23 protein-coding genes, 2 tRNA genes and 1 riboswitch are annotated in these 25618 nt (G+C 45.9%); of the genes, 5 read left to right on the plus strand and 20 right to left on the minus strand.

Translation table 11 applies throughout. From position 1 onward, the window contains the following. Window positions 1–3 precede the first annotated feature (3 nt). Genes ICE90_RS06170 through ICE90_RS06180 form a run of 3 tightly spaced genes read right to left on the minus strand, consistent with a single transcriptional unit; the run spans window position 4 to window position 4919 of the window. Window positions 4–2445: a 3-hydroxyacyl-CoA dehydrogenase/enoyl-CoA hydratase family protein gene (locus ICE90_RS06170; protein WP_216191515.1), complete on the minus strand. Its 2442-nt coding sequence runs from the start codon at window positions 2443–2445 to the stop codon at window positions 4–6. A 10-nt stretch (window positions 2446–2455) separates the two neighbouring features. Next, window positions 2456–4243 carry an acyl-CoA dehydrogenase C-terminal domain-containing protein gene (locus tag ICE90_RS06175; RefSeq protein WP_216191517.1) on the minus strand — a complete coding sequence of 596 codons (1788 nt, stop codon included), beginning with the start codon at window positions 4241–4243 and terminating at the stop codon, window positions 2456–2458. A 43-nt stretch (window positions 4244–4286) separates the two neighbouring features. Then, window positions 4287–4919, minus strand: a complete 633-nt coding sequence (locus ICE90_RS06180) for a TetR/AcrR family transcriptional regulator (protein ID WP_216191519.1) — start codon at window positions 4917–4919, stop codon at window positions 4287–4289. 284 nt (window positions 4920–5203) lie between these two features. On the opposite strand from ICE90_RS06180, the gene ICE90_RS06185 reads away from it, so the two are divergent. The 3 genes from ICE90_RS06185 (at window position 5204) to ICE90_RS06195 (ending at window position 8610) form a co-directional block, all read left to right on the plus strand. Then, window positions 5204–6016 (plus strand): outer membrane protein, encoded by an 813-nt coding sequence (locus tag ICE90_RS06185; RefSeq protein WP_215363637.1) that lies wholly within the window; start codon window positions 5204–5206, stop codon window positions 6014–6016. 100 nt (window positions 6017–6116) lie between these two features. After that, entirely contained in the window at window positions 6117–7793 is a 1677-nt protein-coding gene (locus tag ICE90_RS06190) for a long-chain-fatty-acid--CoA ligase (protein ID WP_216191521.1), read from the plus strand. 79 nt (window positions 7794–7872) lie between these two features. Further along, the gene (locus ICE90_RS06195; protein ID WP_215322074.1) at window positions 7873–8610 is read left to right on the plus strand and encodes a 1-acyl-sn-glycerol-3-phosphate acyltransferase; all 738 of its coding nucleotides are present in this window, start codon (window positions 7873–7875) and stop codon (window positions 8608–8610) included. Window positions 8611–8643: 33 nt separating this feature from the next. On the opposite strand, the gene ICE90_RS06200 is transcribed toward ICE90_RS06195, so the two are convergent. From ICE90_RS06200 to ICE90_RS06225, 6 genes are all read right to left on the minus strand, one after another. Next, window positions 8644–9096, minus strand: coding sequence for a DUF4442 domain-containing protein (locus tag ICE90_RS06200; protein WP_251368546.1), 453 nt, complete (start codon window positions 9094–9096; stop codon window positions 8644–8646). Window positions 9097–9105: 9 nt separating this feature from the next. Continuing rightward, window positions 9106–10848, minus strand: a complete 1743-nt coding sequence (locus tag ICE90_RS06205; protein ID WP_216191522.1) for an IlvD/Edd family dehydratase — start codon at window positions 10846–10848, stop codon at window positions 9106–9108. A 64-nt stretch (window positions 10849–10912) separates the two neighbouring features. Continuing rightward, window positions 10913–11776, minus strand: coding sequence for a transporter (locus tag ICE90_RS06210; protein ID WP_370624652.1), 864 nt, complete (start codon window positions 11774–11776; stop codon window positions 10913–10915). Window positions 11777–11794: 18 nt separating this feature from the next. Next, a complete protein-coding gene (locus ICE90_RS06215) occupies window positions 11795–12322 on the minus strand; it encodes a hypothetical protein (RefSeq protein ID WP_215322078.1) in 528 nt (175 codons plus the stop codon). A gap of 30 nt (window positions 12323–12352) precedes the next feature. After that, window positions 12353–13666: a U32 family peptidase gene (locus ICE90_RS06220; protein WP_216156351.1), complete on the minus strand. Its 1314-nt coding sequence runs from the start codon at window positions 13664–13666 to the stop codon at window positions 12353–12355. Between the two features lie 98 nt (window positions 13667–13764). After that, entirely contained in the window at window positions 13765–14490 is a 726-nt protein-coding gene (locus ICE90_RS06225; RefSeq protein WP_216191526.1) for a carbonic anhydrase family protein, read from the minus strand. Between the two features lie 272 nt (window positions 14491–14762). Between ICE90_RS06225 and ICE90_RS06230 the strand changes: the two genes are divergently transcribed. Beyond that, entirely contained in the window at window positions 14763–15347 is a 585-nt protein-coding gene (locus tag ICE90_RS06230; protein WP_216156357.1) for a hypothetical protein, read from the plus strand. A 65-nt stretch (window positions 15348–15412) separates the two neighbouring features. Here ICE90_RS06230 and ICE90_RS06235 read toward each other — a convergent pair. Beyond that, a tRNA-Asn gene (locus tag ICE90_RS06235) sits at window positions 15413–15488 on the minus strand. Window positions 15489–15509: 21 nt separating this feature from the next. On the opposite strand from ICE90_RS06235, the gene thiD reads away from it, so the two are divergent. After that, window positions 15510–16394: a bifunctional hydroxymethylpyrimidine kinase/phosphomethylpyrimidine kinase gene (thiD, locus tag ICE90_RS06240; RefSeq protein ID WP_216191528.1), complete on the plus strand. Its 885-nt coding sequence runs from the start codon at window positions 15510–15512 to the stop codon at window positions 16392–16394. A 44-nt stretch (window positions 16395–16438) separates the two neighbouring features. Here thiD and thiE read toward each other — a convergent pair whose 3' ends face one another. The 10 genes from thiE to ICE90_RS06290 all read right to left on the minus strand — a co-directional run bounded on the left by thiE (window position 16439) and on the right by ICE90_RS06290 (window position 25555). Then, window positions 16439–17365 carry a thiamine phosphate synthase gene (thiE, locus tag ICE90_RS06245; protein ID WP_216191530.1) on the minus strand — a complete coding sequence of 309 codons (927 nt, stop codon included), beginning with the start codon at window positions 17363–17365 and terminating at the stop codon, window positions 16439–16441. 35 nt (window positions 17366–17400) lie between these two features. Further along, entirely contained in the window at window positions 17401–18219 is an 819-nt protein-coding gene (locus ICE90_RS06250; RefSeq protein ID WP_216191532.1) for a thiazole synthase, read from the minus strand. Window positions 18220–18240: 21 nt separating this feature from the next. After that, window positions 18241–18438 (minus strand): sulfur carrier protein ThiS, encoded by a 198-nt coding sequence (gene thiS, locus ICE90_RS06255; protein ID WP_215322090.1) that lies wholly within the window; start codon window positions 18436–18438, stop codon window positions 18241–18243. Further along, complete coding sequence (locus tag ICE90_RS06260; RefSeq protein ID WP_216191534.1) at window positions 18429–19577, minus strand: FAD-dependent oxidoreductase; 1149 nt, start codon at window positions 19575–19577, stop codon at window positions 18429–18431. The genes thiS and ICE90_RS06260 overlap by 10 nt, the downstream gene beginning before the upstream one ends. Window positions 19578–19600: 23 nt before the next feature. Beyond that, window positions 19601–21541, minus strand: coding sequence for a phosphomethylpyrimidine synthase ThiC (thiC, locus tag ICE90_RS06265; protein WP_255533314.1), 1941 nt, complete (start codon window positions 21539–21541; stop codon window positions 19601–19603). Window positions 21542–21578: 37 nt separating this feature from the next. Beyond that, window positions 21579–21686, minus strand: a riboswitch (TPP riboswitch). A gap of 85 nt (window positions 21687–21771) precedes the next feature. Then, complete coding sequence (locus ICE90_RS06270) at window positions 21772–22605, minus strand: DUF4743 domain-containing protein (protein ID WP_216191536.1); 834 nt, start codon at window positions 22603–22605, stop codon at window positions 21772–21774. A gap of 224 nt (window positions 22606–22829) precedes the next feature. Then, a tRNA-Arg gene (locus ICE90_RS06275) sits at window positions 22830–22904 on the minus strand. 56 nt (window positions 22905–22960) lie between these two features. Continuing rightward, the gene (locus ICE90_RS06280; RefSeq protein WP_215322096.1) at window positions 22961–23104 is read right to left on the minus strand and encodes a hypothetical protein; all 144 of its coding nucleotides are present in this window, start codon (window positions 23102–23104) and stop codon (window positions 22961–22963) included. After that, window positions 23097–24329: an MFS transporter gene (locus ICE90_RS06285; RefSeq protein WP_216191537.1), complete on the minus strand. Its 1233-nt coding sequence runs from the start codon at window positions 24327–24329 to the stop codon at window positions 23097–23099. The genes ICE90_RS06280 and ICE90_RS06285 overlap by 8 nt, the downstream gene beginning before the upstream one ends. Before the next feature lie 5 nt (window positions 24330–24334). Then, the gene (locus ICE90_RS06290; RefSeq protein ID WP_216191539.1) at window positions 24335–25555 is read right to left on the minus strand and encodes a CaiB/BaiF CoA-transferase family protein; all 1221 of its coding nucleotides are present in this window, start codon (window positions 25553–25555) and stop codon (window positions 24335–24337) included. Window positions 25556–25618 lie beyond the last annotated feature (63 nt).

The raw sequence follows: 25618 nt of genomic DNA on the forward strand, positions 1-25618 counted from the left end.
AAATTAGTTTCTAACAGGCTTGCCAGTTTGGAGAATGCCCATAATCCGTTCCATGGATTTAGGGTGACCAATGAGCTCCACAAATGCCTGGCGCTCTAGTTTGAGCAGCCACTCTTCAGTAACAAGCGTTCCTGCATCGACATCGCCACCAGTAATGATCTGAATGATCTTCTGAGCAATGTGCGCATCGTGTTCAGAGATAAAGCCACCGTCACGCATATTGACTACTTGACCCATCACGGTGGCGGCAACAGAACGGCCACCAACCGGTATTAAGGTTGGTATAGGAGGTCTGTATCCGGAGTAGCGCATTGCTTTGACTTGATCTTGTGCCAAAGCCAGTAATTCATAAACGTTTGCAACGATAATGTCACCCTTTTGGAGGTAAGCCATCTTCATTGCTTCTTGAGCTGATGAAGAAACCTTAGCCATTGCAGCATTTTCAAAAGCGGCTTTGGTGAAATCCAAATAATTGGTGTTCCCAGCAAGCGCAACGCCTTGAGCCGCACGAATGGCTGCTTCTTTAAGTCCGCCACCAGCAGGTAATAAGCCAACACCAACTTCCACCAGACCAATATAGCTTTCCATAGCAGCAACTCTGCGCGCAGATTGGAGAACTAATTCACAACCACCCCCTAGGGCAATACCAGAGACTGCGGCAACTACAGGCACTTGGGAGTATTTGATTTTCATCATCGTATCTTGAAACTCTTTTACGAACGGCTCAACTCCAGCAGGGCCGCCTTTCATGACCATAGGCATTGCAGCTTCTAGATTAGCACCTGCAGAAAAGGGCCCACCAGGCGTGCCTAGCTTCAATGAAGTGGGTTGCCAGATCACCAATCCTGCATAGTTCGCTTCTGCGATCTCAACGGCTTTTTGTAGGCCACTTAATACGTCTGGGCTGAAGGTATTCATCTTCGAGCGGAATGAGGCAATCAACACCTCAGGCTGATTGGTATCTACCCAAGCTCGGAAGTCCGTGTTCTCAAAAACAGTGGTGCCCGCTGTTTTAGGATCAGGAGAGCCATCCCCTAACAGTGGCGCCCTAAATACTTGCTTTTGGTATACCGGCAAAGCAGAGCGGGGAATGTATTTATTCTCAGATGCAGACCATGAACCTTCAGGCGTATGGAAAGCTTGCTTATCAGCAACTGGTCCACTAAAGATCCATGCGGGCAAAGGCTCTTTGCTTAGTGTTTTGCCTGCATCAATATCCTCTTTAATCCAATTAGCTACTTGCGTAACGCCAGCTGCTTGCCAGTCCTCAAAGGGGCCTAAATTCCAACCATAACCCCAGCGCATCGCGAAGTCGATTTCTCGAGCAGATTGCGCAATCTCACCAAGGTGAATCGCACAGTAGTGGAAGATATCCCGATAGATAGCCCATAAAAACTGAGCTTGAGGTTCATCGGTCTCGCGTAGCAATGCAAGTCGCTCTGCAATTGGTTTTTTCAGAATGCGCTCAATCAGCGGTTCAATCGTTGCGGTAGATGGTTTGTATTCACCGGTGACAGCATCCAATACAAGAACATTCTTCCCGTCCTTGCGATAAAAACCTGCTTTGGTTTTCTGTCCCAGCGCACCTTTTGCAATGAGTTGACTAACCACTTCAGGCGTTTTAAATAGGGCAGAGAAGGAATCGCCTTGTAATGCATTTTCCATGGTCTTAATGACATGGGCCATAGTATCCAAGCCAACCACATCGCTGGTTCTAAAGGTAGCTGATTTAGCACGTCCAAGTTTGCTGCCGGTAATGGCATCAACTTCATCAAAGCCTAGGCCAAACTTTTGTGCCTCTGCAAACACTGCCAGGATCGAGAAAACACCTACACGGTTGCCGATAAAGTTCGGGGTATCCTTAGCGCGCACAACCCCTTTGCCCATCGTGGAAGTCATAAAGGTTTCAAGTGCATCCAATACGGCGGGATCAGTGTCTGCCGCTGGAATGAGCTCTAGTAAATGCATATACCGAGGTGGGTTAAAGAAGTGCACGCCACAGAAGCGCTTCTTCAGATCACCAGAAAAACCTTTGGCAAGTTCGCCGATAGGAAGGCCTGAGGTATTGGTAGCAAACAGAGCATGCGCCGGAATATGTGGCGCTACTTTTTCATAGAGAGCATGCTTCCAATCGAGACGCTCTGCAATGGCTTCAATGATGAGGTCGCAACCCGCTAAAAGACCTAAGTCGTCCTCATAATTTGCTGGAGTAATTAGATTGGCTTCTGAAGATAAACCCAAAGGTGCCGGCTTTAACTTTTTAAGATTCTCAATCGCTTTAATGGCAATTGCATTCTTATTAGAAGGTTTGCCATCTTCAGAATTCGTCGGCAAATCAAACAACACTACAGGCAACCCTACATTAATACATTGTGCAGCAATCTGAGCGCCCATCACGCCAGCGCCTAGGATGGCTACTTTCTTAATAATCTTGTTATCACTCATATTTAGTCTCTCAGAAAAAATCAGCAGGCATAGCCATTAACGATTTAGAGCCAGCACGTGCTTGACGGATCAGCATGGCTGTCTCAGGAAGGAGTTTGTCAAAGTAGAAGCGGGCAGTAGCCAATTTCGCTTCATAAAAAGGATCTTTGCTAGCCTTATTGGCTAAAGCAATTTTTGCCATCCGCGCAAAGAGGTATGAGTAAATCAAGTGACCCACAACACGTAAGTAAGGTACGGCAGCAGCACCCACTTCTTCGTGATTCATCATAGCTTTCATGCCAATCTCTTTGGTGAGTTTTTCTACCTTGACGGCGATATCAGAGAGTGGATCAATAAACTCCTGCATTTCCTTGCGCACACCTTCATCTTCGATGAACTGTTCGATGATTTTGCCAAACTTGGTAAGCTTCTTGCCCATATCTCCAAGAACTTTTCTACCTAAGAGATCAAGAGATTGAATGGTGTTGGTGCCCTCATAAATCATATTGATACGAGCATCACGAACATATTGCTCCATACCCCATTCAGCAATATAGCCATGACCACCAAATACCTGCATGCCTTCGTTTGTTGCAGTAAATGCGTTATCGGTTAAGAAGGCTTTAATGATTGGGGTGAGTAGGGCTACCATCTCACCTGTTTCTTTACGAACTTTTTCATCAGGATGATTAAGTTCTTTATCAATCATGAGGGCCACCCAGTAAGAGAAGGCTCTACCAGCTTCTGCGTAAGCTCTTTGGGTGAGCAACATTCTACGAACATCCGGATGAACAATAATCGGATCAGCCGCCTTTTCGGGTGCCTTAGCCCCAGTTAAGCTACGCATTTGTAAACGCTCTTTGGCATAAGTAGCAGAGTTTTGATATGCCACCTCTGTTAAGCCAAGACTTTGCATACCTACGCCAAGACGAGCCGCATTCATCATCACAAACATTGCGTTAAGGCCTTTGTGCGGTTCGCCCACAAGGGTGCCAATAGCGCCATCGAAGTTCATAACGCAAGTGGCATTGCCATGAATGCCCATCTTATGTTCTAGGGAGCCACAAGACACCGCATTGGCTTTACCAATTGAACCATCGGCTCCAACCTGAAATTTAGGAACAGCAAATAAAGAGATGCCTTTGCTTCCAATGGGGGAGTCTGGTAGACGTGCCAGAACAAGATGAATAATGTTCTCAGCTAAATCATGATCGCCGCTAGAGATAAAAATCTTGGTTCCGTTAATAGAGTAAGTGCCATCAGCCTGTGGCTCGGCTTTTGTTTTCAGTAATCCAAGGTCAGTACCGCAATGTGGCTCAGTCAAGCACATGGTTCCAGTCCACTGACCAGATACCAATTTTTCTAAATAAGTTTTTTTCTGTTCTTCAGTACCATGCGCATGTAGACATTCATACGCACCATGCGACAGACCTGGATACATTGTCCAAGATTGATTAGCAGAATTTAAGGTCTCATACAGAACAGTATTGAGTAGTTGCGGCAATCCTTGGCCACCATATGCGGGATCGCATGACAAAGCAGGCCAACCACCCGCAACATACTGCTCATAAGCCTGCTTAAAGCCAGCAGGGGTCGTAACTGACCCATCCTCATGTCGCGTACAACCTTCTTGATCGCCAATTTGATTCAAAGGGAAGGCGATCTCACTAGCAAATTTGCCGGCCTCTTCAATGATCTGATTCATGGTGTCTTTATCAACATCCTGGTATGCAGGCAGAGAAGCGAACTCTTTGCCGGCATCAAGCATTTCATGAATAACGAATTGAATATCGCGGAGGGGTGGATTGTATTGAGGCATATTTATTTATCTTATTAAATTGAACTTAAGAGCTTCTTATGAACTACTTACTTGCTTTATTTGCTGCAAAAATTTCTTTGATTAGCTTATTTGCTATGACAAGGCATTTAGGATTTTCTAAAAAACGAGAATCATGATGGACGCCTAAAGCAATGCTATAGAGCCTGAAGAGTAGTGCTTGTGCATCTAAAGATTTCTTTAGGTGGCCCTCAGTAATGGCTTCTTTAATTGCTCTCAGAAGGGCAGTGCGCCATATTTCAACGCTTCGAAGCAATTCATCACGAACAATGCCAGGGCAATCATCAAATTCAGCGGCGCCAGAGATAAAGAAGCAACTTGAGGTATCGCCGCCGCTACTCATCTTGAGCCAAGAGCTAATCATTTGATTAAGCCTGGGCAATCCCTTTGGCTTTAAAAGGGCAGGGGCAAATACAACTTCCTGGAATTTTTGATGGTATGCGCGAACAACTTCAACCTGCAGCTCTTCACGAGAACCAAAATGAGCAAACACTCCACTTTTACTCATTTTGACAACTTCAGCTATGTTCCCAATGGTTAGACCTTCAAGACCTGACTTGCTAGCAATTTCCAAAGCCGCCTCCAAAATCAAAGTCTTGGTAGCTGAGCCTTTGGTTTGCTCTTCTGGCGCCTTCAAATTAACCCTTGTTTGATTCATGGGATTCTAAATAATCTTGTTTTGTTGTAAAAATAATACGATCGTTCGTTTATATTACATGAATTTTTTTTAATACTACTCTCACAAAAAATAACTAACCCCTGCGTGAAGTCCATACCAATAGGGTCTCTATGCAATAAATTCGTTTTTGCATTGCAATAAATGTTGCGTTGCAAAATAAGCCTCGGGAAAACCCGGGCTATATATTGAAATAAATTTCTATAGAGTTGCTGCAGTGGTGCAAGATTTAAATAACAATTAATTGAAATAAAAAGGGAAGACACATGAAGAAATTACAAATCAGCGCAATCGCTTTTGCAATGACAAGCGTTGTAGCAGGTTCAGCTATGGCGCAATCGTCCAAGACGAATGCATGGGAAGGTGCTTATGGACAAGTAGGCGTTGGTTTTGGTGTCTTCACTCCTAAAATAGGTAGCGGTACGGCTGTTACTCAAAATACTGCAGTAGCACCGGCTGGTATTCCTGGTGTTCCTGCTGGCACTCCTCTAACTGCCTTGGGCTATCCAGCCTACGTATCTCAGGGAGCTTCGGCTAGCAATGTTAATAATGTTAATACAGGGATTGCTAACTTAGCTGCTGGTTATAACTTTGGCATTAATGAAACTTGGATTTTGGGGGTTGGTGCAACATACTATCCGGGCGCAAGCTCTTCCGCTACGGGGCAGCTTAGCGTTGCAAATACAACAATTAGCGGGGCTCTTGGAACGCTACCTGTCAGTGGTGGAAGTAGTACGGCAACATATAACGTAAAAAACCTTTACAGTGTTGTATTCACACCAGGCTATGCTTTTGATAAGAATCGTTTAGCTTATGCGAAGCTCGGATACACTGGTGCCACCATTGGTTTGTCCGGTCCAACTCTTGCGTACCAATCAACCAACTTAACTGGCTACACCTTAGGTCTTGGCTATAAACAGATGTTTACCGAGTCTTTATATGCTTTTGGTGAGGTTAACTATGCTTCTTATGGTACAAAAAACTTAACGGCAACACTCACTACCGGTACTCAACTTCAAGGGATGACTATTAGCGGCACTGGCACTGATATTCTGGTTGGTGTTGGCTATCGCTTCTAATGTTTTAACTGTTTGACAAAGAGCCCTCTATTTGAGGGCTTTTTAATTCCTTTTTGTTTTTGCATCAACATTAAATCACAGTAGAAACCACATATCTCATATGACTAACCCCAGTAAGCCATGGCTAAAACACTATCCTGAGGGCGTTCCTCACGAAGTCGATATCTCTGGCTATAACTCTTTGCTGGATATGTTTGAGGAGGCCTTTGAACGCTATCCGAATAGACGTGCCTGCGAGTATCTCGATAAGTTTTTAACTTACCGAGAGCTCGATCAGCACTCCAAGCATTTTGCCTCTTATATACAAAGTCTGGGCTTAGAGTCTGGTGCTCGTGTGGCAATCATGTTGCCTAACGTGTTGCAGTTTCAGATTGCGATGATCGGTATTCTTCGTGCTGGGTACGTAGTGGTCAATGTTAATCCGCTCTATACCGCCCGTGAGTTGGAATATCAACTCAAAGACAGTGGTGCATCAGCTCTTGTCATCTTAGAAAACTTTGCGCATGTTTATCAGCACATCGCTGCTGACGTGCCATTGAAAAAGACTATCGTGACTTCTCTTGGAGAGATGATTGGACTTAAGGGTGCGATAGTCAATTTTGTAGTACGCAATGTAAAAAAACTCGTGCCTGCATGGGATCTACCTAACCATATTACTTTTTTGGCTGCTTTAGGTGAGGGTAGTCGTCAGCGCTGGAATAAGCCGAATACTTCTTTAAGTGACATTGCCTTTTTGCAATATACAGGTGGCACTACGGGGTTATCTAAAGGCGCGATTCTTTTACATAGCAATATTCTCTCTAATGTCATTCAAACGGAGTTATGGCTTGAGCCAGGATTAAAGCGTAAAAAAGTGGATCAATTGGTTTTCTTATGCGCGCTTCCCATGTATCACATCTTTGCTTTAACAGCCTGCTCAGTATTGGGAATGCGCAAAGGTGGTCTTTTAGTCTTAGTTCCTAATCCACGTGATTTCGATGGCTTCATTAAGCTATTGAAGAAGCATCCGAATATCAATATCTTCCCCGGAGTAAATACTTTATTTAATGCGCTGATGCATAAACCTGAATTTGCCACAGTGAAGTTCCCTAATATTTTGGCAACTATTGGCGGCGGTATGGCAATGCAAAAGATAGTTGCAGATCACTGGCAAGAAATGACTGGCGCTCCTATTGCCGAAGGGTATGGCCTTTCAGAAACATCACCAGTTGCCTGCGTCAACTCTGCTTTGATTGAGAGCTTTACTGGCTATATTGGCTTCCCGGTACCAAGTACCGAAGTAGTGATCTTAGGCGATGACGGCATCGAAGTACCTTTTGGTACTCCTGGTGAGATTTGTATTCGGGGGCCTCAGGTAATGGCCGGTTACTGGAACAAGCCCGAGGAAACCAAGAATGTTATGACGCCCGATGGCTTCTTCAAATCAGGCGATATCGGCATCATGAATCCCGACGGCCTGACTAAGATTGTCGACCGTAAAAAAGATATGGTTCTGGTTTCTGGATTTAACGTCTATCCAAATGAAGTGGAAGAGGTTCTATCTCTCATTCCTGGAGTGCTGGAATGTGCAGTCATTGGTGTGCCTGATGAGGATTCAGGCGAAGCCGTTAAGGCGTTCATTGTGAAACAGGATGCTTCATTAACAGAGGAAGCTATCATGGCGTTCTGTAAAGAAAATCTTACAAACTATAAGCGCCCGAAGCACATTGTTTTCCGTGCTGATTTGCCAAAAACCAATGTTGGAAAAATCCTAAGACGTGAATTAAGAGATTTATGACCACTACCAAGGGTCACCTCCCAAGGCCAATCATTTAAAATAAGTTTTTTAGCGCTTTATTAGTAAAAATACTATTGTGATGCTTTGGCTACGTTCTTTTCTATTTTATTTATTTGGTTTCACAACCGTCACCATTGTTGCTAGCGCAATAATTTTGGTCATCCCCTTTACAAGTCGAGGCACGCGTTACCAGATGGGTGTATTTTGGTGCCGCTTAACCCAAAAAGCACTCTTATTTTTCTGTGGAGTTGATCTAAAGATAAAGGGCTTGGAAAATATTCCCCAAGATCCTAATAAGTCATTAATTATTTTGGGTAAACATCAATCGGCATGGGAAACCTTTGTCTACCCAGCATTTTTCCCAAGACAGCTTTGCTTTGTATTCAAAAGAGAATTATTGTTTGTGCCATTTTTTGGTTGGGCTTTGGCCTCGTTAAAAATGATTCACATTAATCGGGGCGATCGTGAGAAGGCTCGTGAAGCAGTCAATGAGCAGGGCAAGGCGGTATTAGCCCAGGGCAGTTGGATTGCGATTTATCCAGAGGGCACTCGCACCCCGCGCGGGTCATTTAAGCCTTATAGAAAGGGCGGTGTACGACTTGCAATAAGTACACAAACAGACATTCTTCCGGTAGCGCAGAACTCTGCTGCCATTTGGCCTAGAAACACCCTCTTAAAGCGTCCTGGAGTGATTACGCTTTCCATTGGGCCTGTGATTTCTGTTTCAGGAAAAACGGAGGACCAGTTGCAGCTTGAGGTAGAAGCTTGGATTGAAGGCGAGATGCGACTCATTGATGCACCTGCTTATACAAAGTAATTAGTCTATTTATAAAAAAGTTAACAATACACGTTAGCTTTTCTTCTTCTTGCGGATATATAAAGTCTTCGTAATTCTCGCGACTACATCATTCTCTTGATCTTTCACATCAACAACAAAGTCTTTGAGTACTTTGTTGCCAGACTCAGCAGAGCCGATGATGTCATCTAATTGTTCTTGGGTAATTTCAAAACTAGCATGAACCTTCCCCTTACCTGGCTTCAGAAATTCAATCTTAGCCGCCTGGTCCCAAATAACATAACCCTTACCTAGATTCTGAGATACCATCATCATGAAGAAGGGGTCAGTCATCGCAAAGAGGCTGCCGCCAAAATGCACGCCCACAATGTTACGGTTCAATATGCCATGCTTGAGGCGTACCGTAGCATGGCGAAAGTCCTTAGAAATTTTCTCAACAGTAATGCCAGCACCCAGAAAGGGTGGCCAAAGATTCATGCCTCTACGCAATAGATTAGCTTTAATCATTGAATGCTTTTATTTGGAAGAGGGCGTTTTGCCAACCATCTTCGCTGCCCTCAGGAAATCAAAGTCGACGCCTTGATCTGCTTGAGTAACGGTATCTAAAAAGAGTTTCTTGTAGCCGCGTTCAGCTGTAGGAGAAGTAATGGGATTGTCTTTCATACGCTTAGCTAGTTCTTCATCTGAAATTAAAAGACTTATTTCACGATTCTTCACGCTCAAACGAATGCGATCACCGTTACGTACCTGCGCTAATGGACCCCCAATAGCGGATTCAGGGGTAACGTGCAACACAATCGTGCCGAAGGCAGTGCCGCTCATGCGTCCATCAGAGATGCGCACAATATCTTTGACGCCAGCTCGTGCCAATTTCATGGGAATAGGGATGTACCCAGCCTCTGGCATACCAGGGGCACCTTTAGGCCCAATATTTTTGAGTACCAAAATGTCATCAGCAGTGACATCTAAGTCTGAGCTATCGATACGGTTAGCTAAATCAGCAGCATCTTCAAACACCACTGCACGACCTTCATGTTCCATGAGTTTTTCATTTGCAGCTGACTGTTTGATGATGGCGCCACCAGGCGCTAAATTGCCATGCAATACAGCAATACTGCCACGTGGGTAAATTGGTTTATCAAATGGACGTACTACATCTTGTTTAAAGCTTGGCGCAGCAGCATCAATTTCTTCGCCAAGAGTTCTGCCGGATACAGTCATCGCATCAAGTTTCAAGAGTGGCTTTAGCTCACGAAGCAAGGTAGTCATGCCGCCAGCATCATGGAAGTTTTCCATATAGTGATCGCCAGATGGTTTTAAGTCCACCAAAACAGGGGTCTCATCTCCCATCTTATCGAGCGCATCTAAATCAATCTCAAGTCCCATACGGCCCGCAATGGCAGCTAAGTGAACAATGCCATTGGTTGATCCACCAATCGCTAGCAAAACACGCATGGCATTTTCAAAGGCGTCGGCTGTGAGTACTTTGTCAATCGTTAAACCTTCTTTTGCCATCTTCACGGCACAAGTACCGGTTTCTTCGGCTACGCGAATACGATCTGCAGTCACTGCAGGAGGAGTTGCGCCACCTGGAACAGTCATACCAAGAGCTTCAGAGATGCAGGCCATCGTACTAGCAGTGCCCATTACTGAACAGGTGCCAACGCTGGCGACCAGTTGATCATTGACTTCATCTTTTTCAACTTCATCAATTTCACCGGCGCGGAATTTACCCCAGTAACGGCGGCAGTCAGTACAAGCACCAACACGCTCGCTGCGATGCGATCCAGTCAGCATTGAGCCGGTAATCAGTTGGATAGCGGGTAAGCCTGCAGAAGCGGCACCCATCATTTGTGCGGGAACAGTTTTATCGCAACCACCAATCATGACAACTGCATCCATTGGCTGTGCGCGCAGCATCTCTTCAGTGTCCATCGACATTAAGTTGCGCAAGTACATGCTAGTAGGCGCAGCAAAACTCTCATGTATCGAAATCGTCGGAAATTCCATCGGCAAACCACCGGCCAACATCACACCACGCTTTACCGCCTCCAAAAGCTGAGGCATATTGCCATGGCAGGGGTTGTACGCACTGCCAGTATTGATAATGCCGATGACAGGGCGATCTAAAGCGCTATTGGTATATCCAGCACCTTTAATAAAAGCCTTACGTAAAAATAAAGAAAAGCCTTTATCGCCATAGCTAGTTAAGCCTTTACGTAAACCACTCTCTGCAGAGTCTTTTGGTGTATTGCTCATGATTGTCTCGTGTCTCTTTTTAATGATCTTTGGCTTTATTGTAGCGATGGAGTAGCCTATATACCTACACTCCGCCGCCCCAGCGGTACTGCCAGGAAATTCCCAGTGCGGTGTAGTCAGTATTGGTGTTGGAGTAGACGCCTTTGCTACCAGTCAGGCGGATGGAATTGCGCTTATTAATAGGGTAAGAAAAAGTACTGCCAAAACGCCAATTTTCTTGTGAGCCGCTGATTGCTGTGCCATTGACATATTTCTGACCACCCATGAAGTAGGTAGCATCAGCAGAAATATAGGCTGTATTCTCAAAGTAATAGATCCCATGGGCTTCCGAGGAGTAGACGGGGTTTTGAGAGAGCGTATTACTTCCCAGAAAACTAGTATTGTTGGTGTAGATGGTAGCCATGCCTGCCAATTCCAAGCGCCATGATCCGATTACTTGAGAGACTCCGATGGCGGGCTGAATAAGAGAGCGATTGGCGCCCACGTTGAGCATTTGCTCACTGTTGTACTTACCCCATGGGATTGATGCAGCGAGACTAGTGCCGATAATAAGATCTTGTTTGTAGTTATTAAATTCCTCTAGCGAGAGTGCTGGCGCACCATACAGATTGGCGGAGATCTTTACAATAGGATCGGATAAGCCTTCGGCAGAAGCGTTGATATTTTGAGGGCCAAGACTACCAGCGCCAGAAAGTTGGGCATACGGAAGTAGTAGACTAATCCGGCCAGACTGTCCAAAGACATTAATAATGCGTGTCAGACTTGTTGCTTCAGTAGTGAGGGTGTATGAACCACTCTTGGCCTGGGCTATTCCACCCGAAATAAAGTTAATGCCAATAGGCGCATTTGAATACGCGCGAGCTTCAATCTCTTGAGCGGACGCTTGTTGGCAAATGAATCCTAACAAGCAGAGCCAAAAAATTCTCACGCAATACAAGTAAGGCAATTATTTTTTGGAGCCAAACAAGACTGCAAGAGTTTCAGTATTGCCTACGACCATATTAAAGCCCACAAAAATCAAGTAAGGCCAAACAATCAACCAATACACAATTGACATGGCAAGTACTCTTAATGGATCGCCGCTACCAAATGCTGCCATAGAGGCAATAAAGTCTTTACCATTAATGAGTCCATGAACTCCAGCCTCAAGATAATTTAGCGCCACAACTACCACTAGATAAATCAGCGACTCAAGCATGAGTGACTTAACAATGCCGTTTTGTTTATCAATTTTAACTGGATACACAGCCTGAGCAATCAACATAAATTTTGCCGATAAAGCAGCTTTAATCAACGCAAACCCAAAAAGAGATAGGGGAATGGGGCGCTCCTCAAGAGCGGTTGCAGCCATAAAGGCAATCGCGCAGAACCAAGTGCCAAAGTAAATTGATAAAGCAAACGCTTTTTTCATTTCCTCCTCAAACTTGATTTTCAAGCCTGTTTTATTTGTAAGGTTTTTGGCGCTGTTAGTCATGAAAATCTTTATTCAGAAGATTGGGGTGTATTAATCGCCGCAAGTGGAGCAAGAGCTGGAGGTAGCTACTTCAGCTGGTGCTGGCTCTTGGGTATAGCGTGCAATAAAAGCATGTTTAGTAGTCATCGGGATTTTTAGCCAAACAAAGTGACCCGATCCAGGGGCCACATCAATTGATTCACCCTTCATATTCCACATCTCAGTCAATACAACATCTGCGTTTCCGTTTGGTTCAATGATTTCAATTTTGTCACCAACAGAAAAACGATTCTTGACATCTACCTTAACTCGGCCGGTAGCAGCATCGATCTCCAGCGTTTCACCAACGTACAAGCTACGTCCAGATAAAGAGTGGCCACGCATATAGAGTTGGTACTCTTTGTCATGGTGACGCTCATAAAAGCCATCCGTATAACCACGATTAGCTAAACCTTCTAATTGACCTAACAAGGCAGTATTAAATGGCTTGCCTTGAACGGCATCATTAATTGCCGCTCTATAGGATTGCACAGTACGCGAAACGTAATAAGGTGATTTGGTGCGACCTTCGATCTTAAAGGAGTCAACGCCCATCTTGGTCAGGCGCTCAATATGTTCAACGGCACGCAGATCTTTGGAGTTCATGATGTAGGTGCCATGCTCATCTTCTTCCATCGGCATTAAGTCATCAGGTCGACGTGCTTCCTGAAGCAGCACCACATCACCGCTAGTATTTTGTTGCCCAGGTTTCACCTTGTAATCCCAGCGGCAAGCATTGGTACAGGCACCTTGATTGGAATCTCGATGAGACATATAGCCAGATAACAAGCAGCGACCTGAGTAGGCAATACAGAGAGCGCCATGAACAAATACTTCAAGCTCCATCTCAGGACAGTCTTGACGAACCTCTTCGATTTCATCAAAGGAAAGTTCGCGAGACAAAATCACGCGACTGATGCCAACTGATCGCCAAAACTTAGCAGAAGCACCATTCACAGTATTGGCTTGTACTGATAAATGAATTGGCATATCTGGCCAAGCTTCACGAGCCATCATGATGAGGCCAGGATCAGACATGATTAAAGCATCTGGCTTCAATGCAATGACTGGATCCATATCTTTAATGTAAGTGCGCGTCTTACCGCCATGGGGCAATAAGTTAGAAACCAAATAAAACTTCTTGCCCAGTTCATGCGCAGTATCGATGCCTTGCTTGAGAACCTCAATCTTGCCGAAGTCGTTATTACGAACCCGGAGTGAATAGCGAGGCTGTCCGGCATAGATAGCGTCGGCACCAAAATCAAAGGCGGTACGCAGCATGGAAAGGCTGCCGGCTGGGGCGAGAAGTTCAGGAATCTTAGTCATGGACTCTATTTTAGTGCCCTTAGGCACTTGGTGCCGACCTCCTATCGGAGGCTTTAATTGCTTGCCTTAGATGGGGGGTAGTGCTTTAGTGGTTTAAATTACCGCCAAGATACTCTGCCAGTAGAGGTGTCATACAAGGCGCCAACGATTTTGACTTTTCCTTGTTTTTCAAGATCCGCAAGAATTGGACTCTTAGTGCGTATCTCATTGACTGAATCATCAATATTTAGCTCAGTAACTTCGTTCACAAATTTGTAGTTCTTACCATTACGCTCCCCCGGTGTTTTTGACATCTGAACGGCGGGCTGAATTTTTTCAAGCAATTGAGTTAGGTTGCCTAGTTTCACTCCATCACAGGCACCCTTAATAGCGCCACAGCTGGTATGACCTAGCACTACGATGAGTGGAGTGCCAACCACTTTAGAGCCATACTCTAAGCCACCTAAAATGTCATCGTTAATCACATTGCCAGCAACCCTGTTGGAAAATATATCTCCGGTGCTCATATCAAAAACAACTTCCGGCCCACTTCTAGAGTCCATGCATGCAATAACATGAGCTAAAGGGTATTGCCCTAAAGCGGTTTGAGTGACCAGAGTCTTTTGGTTTCTGCTCAATGGTTTTCCGGAAACAAAACGTTCATTGCCTGCTTTAAGGATATTCATTGCGTCATCAGGAGAGATTCCGGCCTGAACTGATTTTGTCATCGTGATGCCAGGTTTGTATGGAGTAACTTTAGTAACTGCCGGTGAGTCATCAGATGCAAGGACTGCTGATGATGAGATCAATGCAGTGGCGGCGAGAATAATAAATGGATTTTTCATGTGAGACTCATCCCTGGACAGTTGATGGATTAATCATATCTAATACCCATTAGAACTGTCTATTAAAAAAAGATTGTCACCCTCTAGCCATCCCAGGAGCTTGCTAGAACTGGATTAATTCCAGCCTTGCAATAAAACGATGGTAAATGAAGAGTATCCTTCGGGGGATGTGGAGAGCATTGTCAAAATGAAAGGGGGAGCCTTCCCTTTGACTTTTCACCCTAAATTGAAGGCGCTTACTAAAAAAGTAGAACGAATCCAGAAAGAATGCAATGTCAAAACTCACATCCAAACCTATCCTAAAAAAAGCCAGCGGTATTTTGGCTCAAGAGTTTGCAATACCCAAAGATATTGCCTGGGCATGGGTGACTTTGCTGCTCTCACAAGAAGAGCAAAAGCGCGATAGCGAAGAAAAGCGCTACAGCCGCATTGCTGAATTTGAAGCTTGGATTTTAGGTCTAAGTCTACCAACTGATCCAAAGAATCCTGAGAGCGGTGCAGTGAGTCCTGAGGCAGTTAAAAATTCCGCCAGAAATGTCTTTGAGTGGCCACATGAGTACATCTTCGAAGAACCAGCAGCCCCAAATCATATGGATACCAAGGTTACCTATGGCGATACCATCACCAAACCCATTTTGGATGCGGTTAAAGATGCTGGTGGATCCGATGATCGGGCGGCACTGATCGCCATCTTAGAAGGCTATGCAAAAGAAGGTAAAGAGCCTTTTGCTAATGTCACAGCAGAAGGCATCGAATGGAAAGGCAGCGCTTGGAAAGATGGCGATAAATATAATCTCCTGACTATTAAGACTCTCAATAATCGCCTGGCCAATTTACGCAAGAAGGGCTTGATCTAAGCGGGTTGCCTTACCCGTACTACAAAAGAAAAAGCCCCTAGATTGCTCTAGGGGCTTTACTTATTTGGCTCCTCGACCTGGGCTCGAACCAGGGACCTACGGATTAACAGTCCGGCGCTCTACCGACTGAGCTATCGAGGAATAAGCCGATATTATAGCAAGATGAAATCACTTCTTCCCACTTCTGTGCAGATCCCCAAAGTACTGACCATTGCTGGGTCCGATAGCGGCGGTGGGGCGGGGCTCCAGGCCGACCTCAAGGCGATCACCGCCCTTGGTGGCTACGGCATGTCAGTCATTACGGCAATTACCGCCCAAAATACCTTGGGTGTAACGCGTATTCAGGATGTAGATCTTGATGTGGTCGAAGCCCAGATCGACGCTGTTTTAATGGATATTGGCGCCGATATAGTCAAAATCGGTATGTTGGCCAGCCCAGAAATAGTCCGCACAGTTGCTAAATCGTTACGCAAACACGGCGTTAAACGGATTGTTCTAGATCCTGTTTTGCGCGCTACTTCTGGTGCAAGCTTAGGTGGCGACGATACCGCTCAAGCCATGATTGCTGACTTGTTTCCGATTGCAACACTGGTTACGCCCAATCTAGATGAAGCTTCATTACTACTTGGTCGTGAAATAAGCGGTCCAAATGATTTCAAATTGGCTGCCGAAGAATTACTCGAGATGGGCCCACAAGCAGTCCTCATCAAGGGCGGACACTTGGATAGCACGCACACTCAAATTACCGATTACTTAATGTGGCGCTCCATGGAAGACGGTCTTGAAGTTGTGCAATCAAAAGAATTCAAACACTATCGTGTCAATACAGTAAATACGCACGGCACTGGATGTTCTTTAGCATCTGCCATTGCTACCTACCTAGCTGATGGTCATGATCTAGCTCATGCCGTTGCTAAGGCGATTGCCTATGTAGAGGCAGGTTTAGAGGCGGGACGCTTCTTGAGTATTGGCGAAGGTCCGGGGCCGCTATGGCATATGCACGATTTTTATCCAACTTCATTGCTCGAAGAAAAAGGAAATTACTGAGCAGATCTGGGCTAACTTAGGTCAGTTACTAATAAATCAGGAAATCACGACTGCATTAATTCTTGTAAGTATTTGACCGCCGCCTTAGGGTCTTTGGCTTGGGTAATGGCTCTCACAACGGCTACTGAGCCAACACCACTTTTTGCTACCGCATGAATGCTGTCTTGATCAATGCCGCCAATCGCTACCAGTGGGTAGTTGCTCATGAGCTGAGCATATCGATATAAACGACCTAGTCCTTGCGGTGCTGTAGGCATCTTCTTTAAATTTGTTGGAAAGACTGCGCCCATCGCAATGTAGCTTGGGCAAAAGCGATCTGCATAAGCCAGCTCTGCATAGCCATGAGTGCTTAGTCCCAGTCTTAAGCCCGCACCCCGAATTTCTTCTAGGTTGGCATCTACTAAATCCTCTTGACCTAAATGCACGCCATAGGCGCCAGCATCAATTGCTTCTTGCCAATAGTCATTAATGAATAGCAAGGTCTTGCTATCTTTGACTGCTGCAACAGATTCTTTAATTTGTTTTCGGATCTTAGACTTTTCGTCTGACTTAAATCTAAGTTGTACCGTCGGCAACTCTGCATCGACCATGCGCTTTACCCAATCAGCATCCGGCATGACTCCATACAAGCCCAGGCGTTTTGGACACTCTTTAAAGGCATTGGGATTCATATTGCGAGTCCAGGGCAATAAATCAAAATGCTCTGGCCTGCTGGGCCATTTAAAGGGATTAAAGCCACCATCTTGCAATGTCATGCGTGACCATGCCTTACCCAGAATTCTGGCATCAGACTCGATAAATCCCATTTCAATGGCAGCTAGTGCACCGGCCAATTCGTAATGATCAACTGCTGCTTCGTTATCAATGAGTGGAGGCGGGGAGTTCAGGCTAAAGGCCGGAATCGGAATGCATAAATCTTCATTGCGATGCGCGGCAACGATTTGATCGGCAAGGTCACGAATGAGGCTCATGAGTTCAGTGTACTTAACTTAGTGTCCTGTTGCGACTACGATTGGTGCCAAAACGGAGTACCCACCAAAGGAGTGCTTGCTTGAGCAGACTCTTGGGGCCTCATGGCACCGGATAAATAGGCTGCACGACCTGCATCAACCGCCATAGCAAAGGCTTTGGCCATCACTACAGGATCATCCGCCAAGGCTACTGCGGTATTGAGTAGTACACCATCAAACCCCCATTCCATGACGGTGCAGGCATGAGAAGGAAGTCCTAGACCAGCATCCACCAAGAGCGGAACTTTTAATCGGTCGCGCAACAGTTTCATGGCATAGGGATTTAAAGGCCCCTGTCCGGTACCAATTGGAGCAGCCCAAGGCATGACTGCTTGGCAACCGACATCAACTAGACGTTGGCACAAAATGAGATCCTCCGTGCAATACGGCAGAACCTTAAAGCCATCTTTAATCAGAGTCTCTGCTGTCTGCACTAAGCGCAAGACATCTGGTTGCAAAGTGTAATCATCGCCAATGAGCTCTAACTTGATCCAGTCGGTTTCAAACACTTCACGCGCCATTTGCGCGGTGGTAATGACTTCTTGTGGGCTATGGCAACCAGCGGTATTTGGTAAAACAGGAACTGCCATCTTTTTGAGCAAATCCCAAAAGCCGCTATGCGCTTCAGCGGTTGATGTTCCCTGGCGACGCAAACTTACGGTAATCATGCCAGGGTTAGATGCCTCTACTGAGTTCTCAAGCACCTGTGGAGAAGGGTAGCGTGAGGTTCCTAATAGCAAACGACTCGCAAAGCTCTCGCCATATAAGACAAGTGTGTCTGCGCTATTGAGGTTATTAGGTAAAGGAGCGTTCATAGAAAAATAATTGGTTCTTAATCAACCGCCAGTAACTGGGGCAATCACTTCAATTTGATCATCCTCATTTAATACAAAGTCTGCATGCTTAGTCTTGGGCACAAAATTAAGATTCACGGCAACAGCATAGGGTGGCTTCGCATCGATCAAGGCCAGAGCATCGCTCACCATGCTCTTGCTGGGCAACTCATAAGCCACTTGATTAACGATTACGCGCATACCGCCTCAATCTGATTATTGTCTTGAGTCATACTCAATCCCAAATCCAATGCAGTCTTACTGGTGCCGAGCTCTATAAGTTCCAATGCGCAGTCAAGCACTGCAGGAGAAATCATAAAACCATGGCGATATAGACCATTGATCATGATCAAATCAGATAGCCCTGTATCCCTTTGCGATTGAATTTCTGGAAGATTATTTTTTAAAGTAGGGCGACACTGCGTTGCCATCTCTAAGATACGTGCCTCAGCAAACCCACTATGAACGGTATAGACGGCGCTGAGCAATTCCATAGCAGAGCGTACGCTCATTTCTGACAAGTCATCGGACTCAATCTCCGTTGCACCCACCACATAAATATCATTTTCTTTAGGGGCAATATAAATCGGGTAGCGTGGATGGATTAAGCGCGTAGGGCGACGCAACTTCACTTCTGGCGCATAGAGTCGAATAACCTCACCACGAACACCACGCAAGCTATTGGGCTTGTCACCAAATGACCAAGCTTCTTTAGCTCCCGTACCGCGGCAATCAATTACGGCCTTATAGCCCGTCTTTTTGCGCAATTCGGTTGGGTCGATTTCGGTATGCCAGTGGCAATTGACCTTCAATAGCGTTAACTCACTAGCGAGAGCATCCAATAGCTGGCGATTATCCAATTGCCCCTCATTGGGTAAGTACAGTCCCTGAGTAAAGCGATCGGCAATACCAGGCTCAAGTTCACGCAAAGCTTCATTGCCGAGCTTTTGTGGCGCACTGAGATCAGCGTTCGCGCGACAGTTCCTCTCTAAATGAGCAGTAAAGCGTTCGGCTTCACTGGCATCTTGGCGATGCCACAAAATCAAAGTGCCATCTTGCTGAAAGTAAACCGGATTAGACAAATCAGCAATAAGCTCCTTCCAGCGGGGCAAGCTATGCAAACCCATGCGAACTACTGAATCTTCAGTAATGGCAGATTCAGCTAATGGCGACAACATCGCTGCAGCAATGCGCGCAGCAGCATGGGCACCATTCGGCCCACCCTTATCAAAGAGATCGACTTGAGCACCTTCTTTAGCAAGCGCAACAGCCAGCAGGCGACCCATCAGACCGCCGCCAGCAATTGCATATTTACTATCGGTGAAGCCTGCACTAGTCATCTTTATCTTTTGAGCTAGTTGGCTTATTGATAAATCTCACTACCGCGTTTACGGAACTCTGCAGACATCTCTTCCATGCCCTTAGAAGCGTCAGCTACTTCAGTAATCGGAATAACTTTCGCTTTTGGATTTCCATCTGCATCTAAAGTTGCAGCATAGTCACGAACTTCTTGAGTGATCTTCATCGAGCAGAACTTCGGACCGCACATTGAGCAGAAGTGCGCAATCTTGGCGCCTTCAGCTGGCAGTGTTGCATCGTGATACTCACGTGCGCGCTCAGGATCTAAGCCTAGATTAAATTGGTCCTCCCAGCGGAATTCAAAGCGTGCTTTAGAGAGGGCGTTATCACGCACTTGTGCACCAGGCAAGCCTTTAGCCAAGTCAGCACCATGGGCAGCAATCTTGTAGGTAATGATGCCTTCACGAACGTCTTCTTTATCTGGCAAACCTAAATGCTCTTTTGGCGTGACATAGCAAAGCATTGCTGTACCGTACCAACCAATTTGCGCAGCACCAATACCGCTGGTAATGTGGTCATAGCCAGGAGCAATATCGGTAATCAATGGTCCGAGCGTGTAGAAAGGAGCTTCCAAGCAATGCTTCAGCTCTTCAGTCATATTCTCTTCAATGCGCTGCATTGGAACGTGACCAGGACCTTCAATCATGACTTGCACATCATGCTTCCAAGCCTTAGCAGTCAACTTGCCTAATGTATGGAGTTCACCAAACTGAGCAGCATCATTAGAGTCGGCAATGCAACCAGGGCGCAAGCCATCACCTAAGCTAAATGAGACGTCATAGGCTTTCATGATTTCGCAGATCTCATCAAACTTCGTGTAAAGGAAGTTCTCTTTATGATGAGCCAAACACCATTTAGCCATGATCGAACCACCACGAGAAACAATACCCGTAATACGATCAGCTGTTAGCGGGACGTAACGTAGCAATACACCTGCATGGATTGTGAAGTAATCCACGCCTTGTTCAGCTTGCTCAATAAGTGTGTCACGGAACATTTCCCAGGTGAGGTCTTCGGCGATACCGCCGGTTTTATCTAGTGCTTGATAGATTGGCACTGTGCCAATAGGTACTGGAGAGTTACGAATAATCCATTCACGAGTCTCGTGAATATGTTTACCAGTGGAGAGATCCATGATGGTGTCTGCACCCCAACGAATAGACCACACCATCTTTTCAACTTCTTCATTAATGGATGAAGTAACAGCAGAATTACCTAAGTTGCCGTTAATCTTCACGCGGAAGTTACGGCCAATAATCATTGGCTCTAATTCAGGGTGATTGATGTTTGCTGGAATGATCGCACGGCCTGCAGCAATCTCAGAGCGCACAAATTCACCGGTGACAATGTCTGGCAGATTCGCGCCATAGCCTTTACCAGGGTGTTGCTTTAGGAGTTGCTTATAGGCTGGATCTTTGCGAAGTTGCTCAAGGCCCATAGATTCACGCAGGGCGATGTATTCCATTTCAGGAGTGATGATTCCTTGGCGGGCGTAATACATCTGACTCACGTTATGACCGGATTTAGCGACTCGCGGTGCACTGATATGAGAGAAGCGTAAATTTTGAGTAGCTTCATCTTGAGAGCGAGCTACGCCGTATTCAGAGCTAGGTCCTGCCAACTGGATGGTGTCATTACGCTCAGCAATCCAAGCATCACGCAGCCTTGGCAAACCTTTTTCCAGGTTGATCACAACATCAGGATCACTGTATGGGCCTGAAGTGTCATAGACGGGTACCGGAGGATTTGCCAACATTTCTTCACCTACGCGAGTAGGTAGTTGCTCAATCATGCGGATTGGCGCTTTGACATCAGGCCTTGACCCTTGAAGATAAGTTTTGGTTGAGGCTGGATAGGCAAACTTTTGCCCAAAGTCGCGCTCCAAACTTTTTAAGCTTGGAATCTCGTGTTTAGCGTTTTTAGTTGAGGTGTTGCCTGTACTCATGTCCATCTCCTGGCTGTTTTAGATGGACGAAACCGGGTGTCGGTCTGATGTAACTCCCCACGCCAGCATTACCTGGATCGGGTTCTAGGGTCTTTCTCAGCGCCTTCTAGCAAAACTGCTATGAAGGGCACCCCTGTTTCATCCTTAAGATGAATTTAACCACGAATTGACGGTTTAAGGCATGACGCTAGTCAACCAGCAGCCCTGATGCGCTAAACAAGGCGAATACCCTATTTATTGCGGCGCAATATGAAGTCAGCCGTAACAAAAGCAGCATCAGAGGTAAATTCATCAGCCAGGATTCTGGCGGCAGCCTCTGGCAGGGAGATTTCAATAAAGCCACTGACTTCACCATCATGATTGGTAGGGATAAAGTTGTCAGCCAACTCTAAATCGTATACATATAGCTGCTCATCATGAAAGCCTCGACCGGATATTGGGCGGCGCATATGAATACGACCCACAGGCTCAATTTGATCGGAGATTTGCTCAGGTACGCCAGCTTCTTCCCAAAGCTCACGACGAGCGCTAACCCAGGGTGTTTCATCGGCTGTAATGCCACCGGCTGCCAAGTTGTCTAGCTTACCTGGATCCGTTGGCTTGGTTTCACTGCGTCTACCCAACCAAATGGTATTGCCGCGGGTGTAACCATTGATATGCGTTGCCATGCTCCGAAAACCAAAGGTACGAAACGCAGCACGCTCCATGCGAAAGTGTTTGTGACCATTTAGATCAACCCAAGCAAAGTCTTCGTTACGCCAGCCTGGAATAAATCCACCCAGTCTCATACGATTGGCTAACTGATAAAGACTATTGGATAAATCTCTAGGTTTGCCTAATTGAATGGTGAGCTTGTCATGACCCATGGCAATCAGTGCAATGGATTCTTTTTGTAAAGACTCTTGCAGATAAGGAATAAATTCTGGATTGAGGTGGCCAATGAGTTGCTCACCTATTGCGCCGCGGGATAAATAAATCGGCAGGTATTCCGCAGGAGCAGAGCGCGCCGTGTTTTGGAGCATTTCCTCAAGGGCGGCTAGCGTACTGGTTGAGAGACTGGTCATGGTCTAAGTGTAAGGGAACTTCCGGTTCTATGTCCTTATTGGTAAAGCTCCCTAACACATAATTTCATAAGAACTAACTTAAATATTTATAAGTAAACATCCAAAACAGGGAAAGCTATACTGCACACAAATTAGGCAAGCTAGGTCTGTCTATACAAATCTGTGACTTACGAATACTTTTGAGGATTTATCCACATGACCTGTGGATAACTATGAAGAAATTCTGGTCCCGCCGACAGGAATCGAACCTGTATCCCACGCTTAGGAGGCATGTGCACTATCCATTGTGCTACGGCGAGATGCTAAAAAATAAAAAAGTGTGCTAGGTCAATTCTAATGAATTACAAACCACGAATTACCAACCACACAGCGCCCATACTTGATTTGTCACTGCCACCATCATATCGGGTGCGAAGTACATCGAGAAAACAAACAACAAAGCGAATAGAGCAAACCCATAAAACATGATTTCCCCAATACTTGGTTTTCTCTTAAGCATTGGCCACTCTGTGAATTGCTCGTTCCTTTACGGGAAGATTAACCAAGAAAGCAAAGACGCCCAATCCAATCGCGATTTCCCAAACAATTAAATAAGAACCAGTTTGGTCAAATAAATAGCCGCCTAGGAAGGCTCCGCAGAAACTGCCCAATTGATGAGAGAAAAAGATGAGGCCAGAAAGCATCGTTAAATACTTCACGCCGAAAATTTGCGCAACGATACCGTTGGTCAGTGGAATAGTTGAGAGCCACAAGAAGCCCATGATGGCCGCAAAGATATAAGTGCTCATCGGTGTTGGTGGCAACAATAAAAACGCTGTAATGGCAATAGAACGCCCGATATAGATTGCAGATAGTAAATAGCGTTTAGGAAAGCGCTGACCTAGGATGCCGGAGCTATAAGTGCCGAAGATATTAAATAAGCCAATTAATGCTAGGGCGGTCGTGGCAACAACCGGAGCCCCAACAGCTGGATAGGTAGAAGACAGATCCTTAAGGTAAGGCGCCAAATGCACCGCAATAAACACTACCTGAAATCCGCAAACAAAATAACCTAGGGTCAGATAACGAAAGCTTGGGTTACTCATTGCTTCCTTTAATGCCTGCTTAATCGTCTGATCACCTGGATTATGGTTGTAAGTGAAATTCTTTTCACGCAACATGAATGCGGTTGGTACCATCAAACTTGCCATCAACGCCAACATTAGTAGTGCATCTTGGGTGCCAAACATGCTGAGCAAGCCTTGCTCGGCTGGAATCATGAGGAACTGACCAAATGAACCGGCAGCTGCAGTAATGCCCATTGCCCAAACCCGCTTCTCCGCAGACACATTGCGACCCAGGATTCCATAGACCACGCTGTAGGTCGTGGCAGTTTGTGCCAAGCCGATGAGTAAGCCACCAGCCAATGTAAAATTCATGACATCAGTAGAGATAGCCATGCCTGCCAAACCTAGGGCGTACAAAATCCCACCAGCAACCATAATTTTAAATGCGCCGTAACGATCGGCCAAGGCCCCAGTAACTGGTTGCACAGCCCCCCAAATCAGATTTTGTAAAGCAATAGTCAGAGCAAACGTTTCGCGACCCCAGCCATTGGCTGAAGTAATGGGTAAATTGAAGAGGCCAAAGCCATGACGAATACCCATCGATAGGGTGACCATGAGTCCACCATAAATGAGGACTTCCTTCATCGAAAGCCCTGCTTTGGATGTTTGTGTTGTCATGGTTCCTAGATGATCCCCTTGGTACGTAAAACTTCAATCGCTTGATCATCTAACTTGAGACGTTCATGCAAGATCTCTTGTGTATGCTGACCCAGTGTTGGTGGCGCCATTCGCACTTCAGTGGGTGTTTTAGATAGGCGCATCGGACTAGCAACTAATTTCATAGTGCCAACGGTCGGGTGTGGTACATCAATCTGTACTCCACGATGAATTACCTGTTCGTTTTCAAAGACTTCTTTGAAGTTATTGATCGGACCACAAGGAACATTAGCTTTCTCAAGCTGTGCAATCCATTCACCTTTGGTCTTCTTGCGCGTCATTTGTTCTAAAAGCGGAATGAGTTGCTTGCGATGCTCAACACGCTGCGGGTTGGTTGCAAAGCGTGAGTCATCCGCTAACTGGGGTTCGCCACCTGCAGCTACAAAATGTCGAAATTGACCATCGTTACCAGCCCCCACAATCATCCAGCCATCAGAGGTAGGGAAAGTTTGATAGGGAACAATGATCGGAGAAGCATTACCCCAGCGTTTCGGAACTTCTCCTGAGGTGAGGTAGGCACTCGATACATTGGCCATCACGGCTACTTGTGTATCTAGTAGTGACATATCAATGTATTGACCTTCACCGGTATGGTCTCGATGCACAATGGCAGCGAGAATGGCGGTACTGGCATACATGCCAGTAAAGATATCCGCGATCGCAACCCCGGATTTTTGTGGGCTAGCACCCTCGAAGTCATGAGCTTCACCAGTCACGCTCATGAAGCCGCCCATACCTTGAATAATAAAATCGTAGCCAGGGCGATGGGCGTAAGGCCCAGTTTGACCAAATCCAGTAATTGAGCAATAGACTAAATCGGGTTTGACCTTCTTCAGGCTTTCGTAGTCGAGTCCATATTTAGCCAAGTCACCCACTTTGTAGTTCTCGATGACAACATCAGATTCAGCCGCAAGTTTGCGAATTAGCTCTTGACCCTCGGGCTTGGCAATATCAACCGTAATAGAGCGTTTATTGCGATTGATGCAAATAAAATAGGCAGATTCGTCAGTTTCCTTGCCATTGGCATCTTTGGCGAATGGAGGGCCCCAATGGCGGGTATCGTCTCCAACCCCAGGTCTTTCGACTTTGATGACATCCGCACCCAAATCGGCAAGATTTTGAGCGCACCAAGGACCAGCCAAGACACGGCTAAGGTCTAAAACGCGAATATGACTTAAGGCTCCCATCCCCCGATTTTGGCATGGATGACAGGGGAATTCCCGAAAAATTCGGTCTGGATCTCAGACATG

The sequence above is a fragment of the Polynucleobacter sp. AP-RePozz3-80-G7 genome (genome assembly GCF_018882145.1).
GTDB lineage: Bacteria > Pseudomonadota > Gammaproteobacteria > Burkholderiales > Burkholderiaceae > Polynucleobacter.

What these genes read in the sequence shown, in the direction of transcription:
- ICE90_RS06215 (WP_215322078.1), bottom strand. Translation starts at nt 12,322, where the DNA reads ATGACTAACAGCGCCAAAAACCTTACAAATAAAACAGGCTTGAAAATC.
- thiE (WP_216191530.1), bottom strand. Translation starts at nt 17,365, where the DNA reads ATGAGCCTCATTCGTGACCTTGCCGATCAAATCGTTGCCGCGCATCGC.
- ICE90_RS06195 (WP_215322074.1), top strand. Translation starts at nt 7,873, where the DNA reads ATGCTTTGGCTACGTTCTTTTCTATTTTATTTATTTGGTTTCACAACC.
- thiS (WP_215322090.1), bottom strand. Translation starts at nt 18,438, where the DNA reads ATGCGCGTAATCGTTAATCAAGTGGCTTATGAGTTGCCCAGCAAGAGC.
- ICE90_RS06180 (WP_216191519.1), bottom strand. Translation starts at nt 4,919, where the DNA reads ATGAATCAAACAAGGGTTAATTTGAAGGCGCCAGAAGAGCAAACCAAA.
- ICE90_RS06200 (WP_251368546.1), bottom strand. Translation starts at nt 9,096, where the DNA reads ATGATTAAAGCTAATCTATTGCGTAGAGGCATGAATCTTTGGCCACCC.
- ICE90_RS06280 (WP_215322096.1), bottom strand. Translation starts at nt 23,104, where the DNA reads ATGCTTAAGAGAAAACCAAGTATTGGGGAAATCATGTTTTATGGGTTT.
- ICE90_RS06220 (WP_216156351.1), bottom strand. Translation starts at nt 13,666, where the DNA reads ATGACTAAGATTCCTGAACTTCTCGCCCCAGCCGGCAGCCTTTCCATG.
- ICE90_RS06185 (WP_215363637.1), top strand. Translation starts at nt 5,204, where the DNA reads ATGAAGAAATTACAAATCAGCGCAATCGCTTTTGCAATGACAAGCGTT.
- ICE90_RS06190 (WP_216191521.1), top strand. Translation starts at nt 6,117, where the DNA reads ATGACTAACCCCAGTAAGCCATGGCTAAAACACTATCCTGAGGGCGTT.
- ICE90_RS06175 (WP_216191517.1), bottom strand. Translation starts at nt 4,243, where the DNA reads ATGCCTCAATACAATCCACCCCTCCGCGATATTCAATTCGTTATTCAT.
- thiC (WP_255533314.1), bottom strand. Translation starts at nt 21,541, where the DNA reads ATGAGTACAGGCAACACCTCAACTAAAAACGCTAAACACGAGATTCCA.
- ICE90_RS06285 (WP_216191537.1), bottom strand. Translation starts at nt 24,329, where the DNA reads ATGACAACACAAACATCCAAAGCAGGGCTTTCGATGAAGGAAGTCCTC.
- ICE90_RS06260 (WP_216191534.1), bottom strand. Translation starts at nt 19,577, where the DNA reads ATGACTAGTGCAGGCTTCACCGATAGTAAATATGCAATTGCTGGCGGC.
- ICE90_RS06290 (WP_216191539.1), bottom strand. Translation starts at nt 25,555, where the DNA reads ATGGGAGCCTTAAGTCATATTCGCGTTTTAGACCTTAGCCGTGTCTTG.
- ICE90_RS06205 (WP_216191522.1), bottom strand. Translation starts at nt 10,848, where the DNA reads ATGAGCAATACACCAAAAGACTCTGCAGAGAGTGGTTTACGTAAAGGC.
- ICE90_RS06170 (WP_216191515.1), bottom strand. Translation starts at nt 2,445, where the DNA reads ATGAGTGATAACAAGATTATTAAGAAAGTAGCCATCCTAGGCGCTGGC.
- ICE90_RS06250 (WP_216191532.1), bottom strand. Translation starts at nt 18,219, where the DNA reads ATGAACGCTCCTTTACCTAATAACCTCAATAGCGCAGACACACTTGTC.
- ICE90_RS06225 (WP_216191526.1), bottom strand. Translation starts at nt 14,490, where the DNA reads ATGAAAAATCCATTTATTATTCTCGCCGCCACTGCATTGATCTCATCA.
- ICE90_RS06230 (WP_216156357.1), top strand. Translation starts at nt 14,763, where the DNA reads ATGTCAAAACTCACATCCAAACCTATCCTAAAAAAAGCCAGCGGTATT.
- thiD (WP_216191528.1), top strand. Translation starts at nt 15,510, where the DNA reads ATGAAATCACTTCTTCCCACTTCTGTGCAGATCCCCAAAGTACTGACC.
- ICE90_RS06270 (WP_216191536.1), bottom strand. Translation starts at nt 22,605, where the DNA reads ATGACCAGTCTCTCAACCAGTACGCTAGCCGCCCTTGAGGAAATGCTC.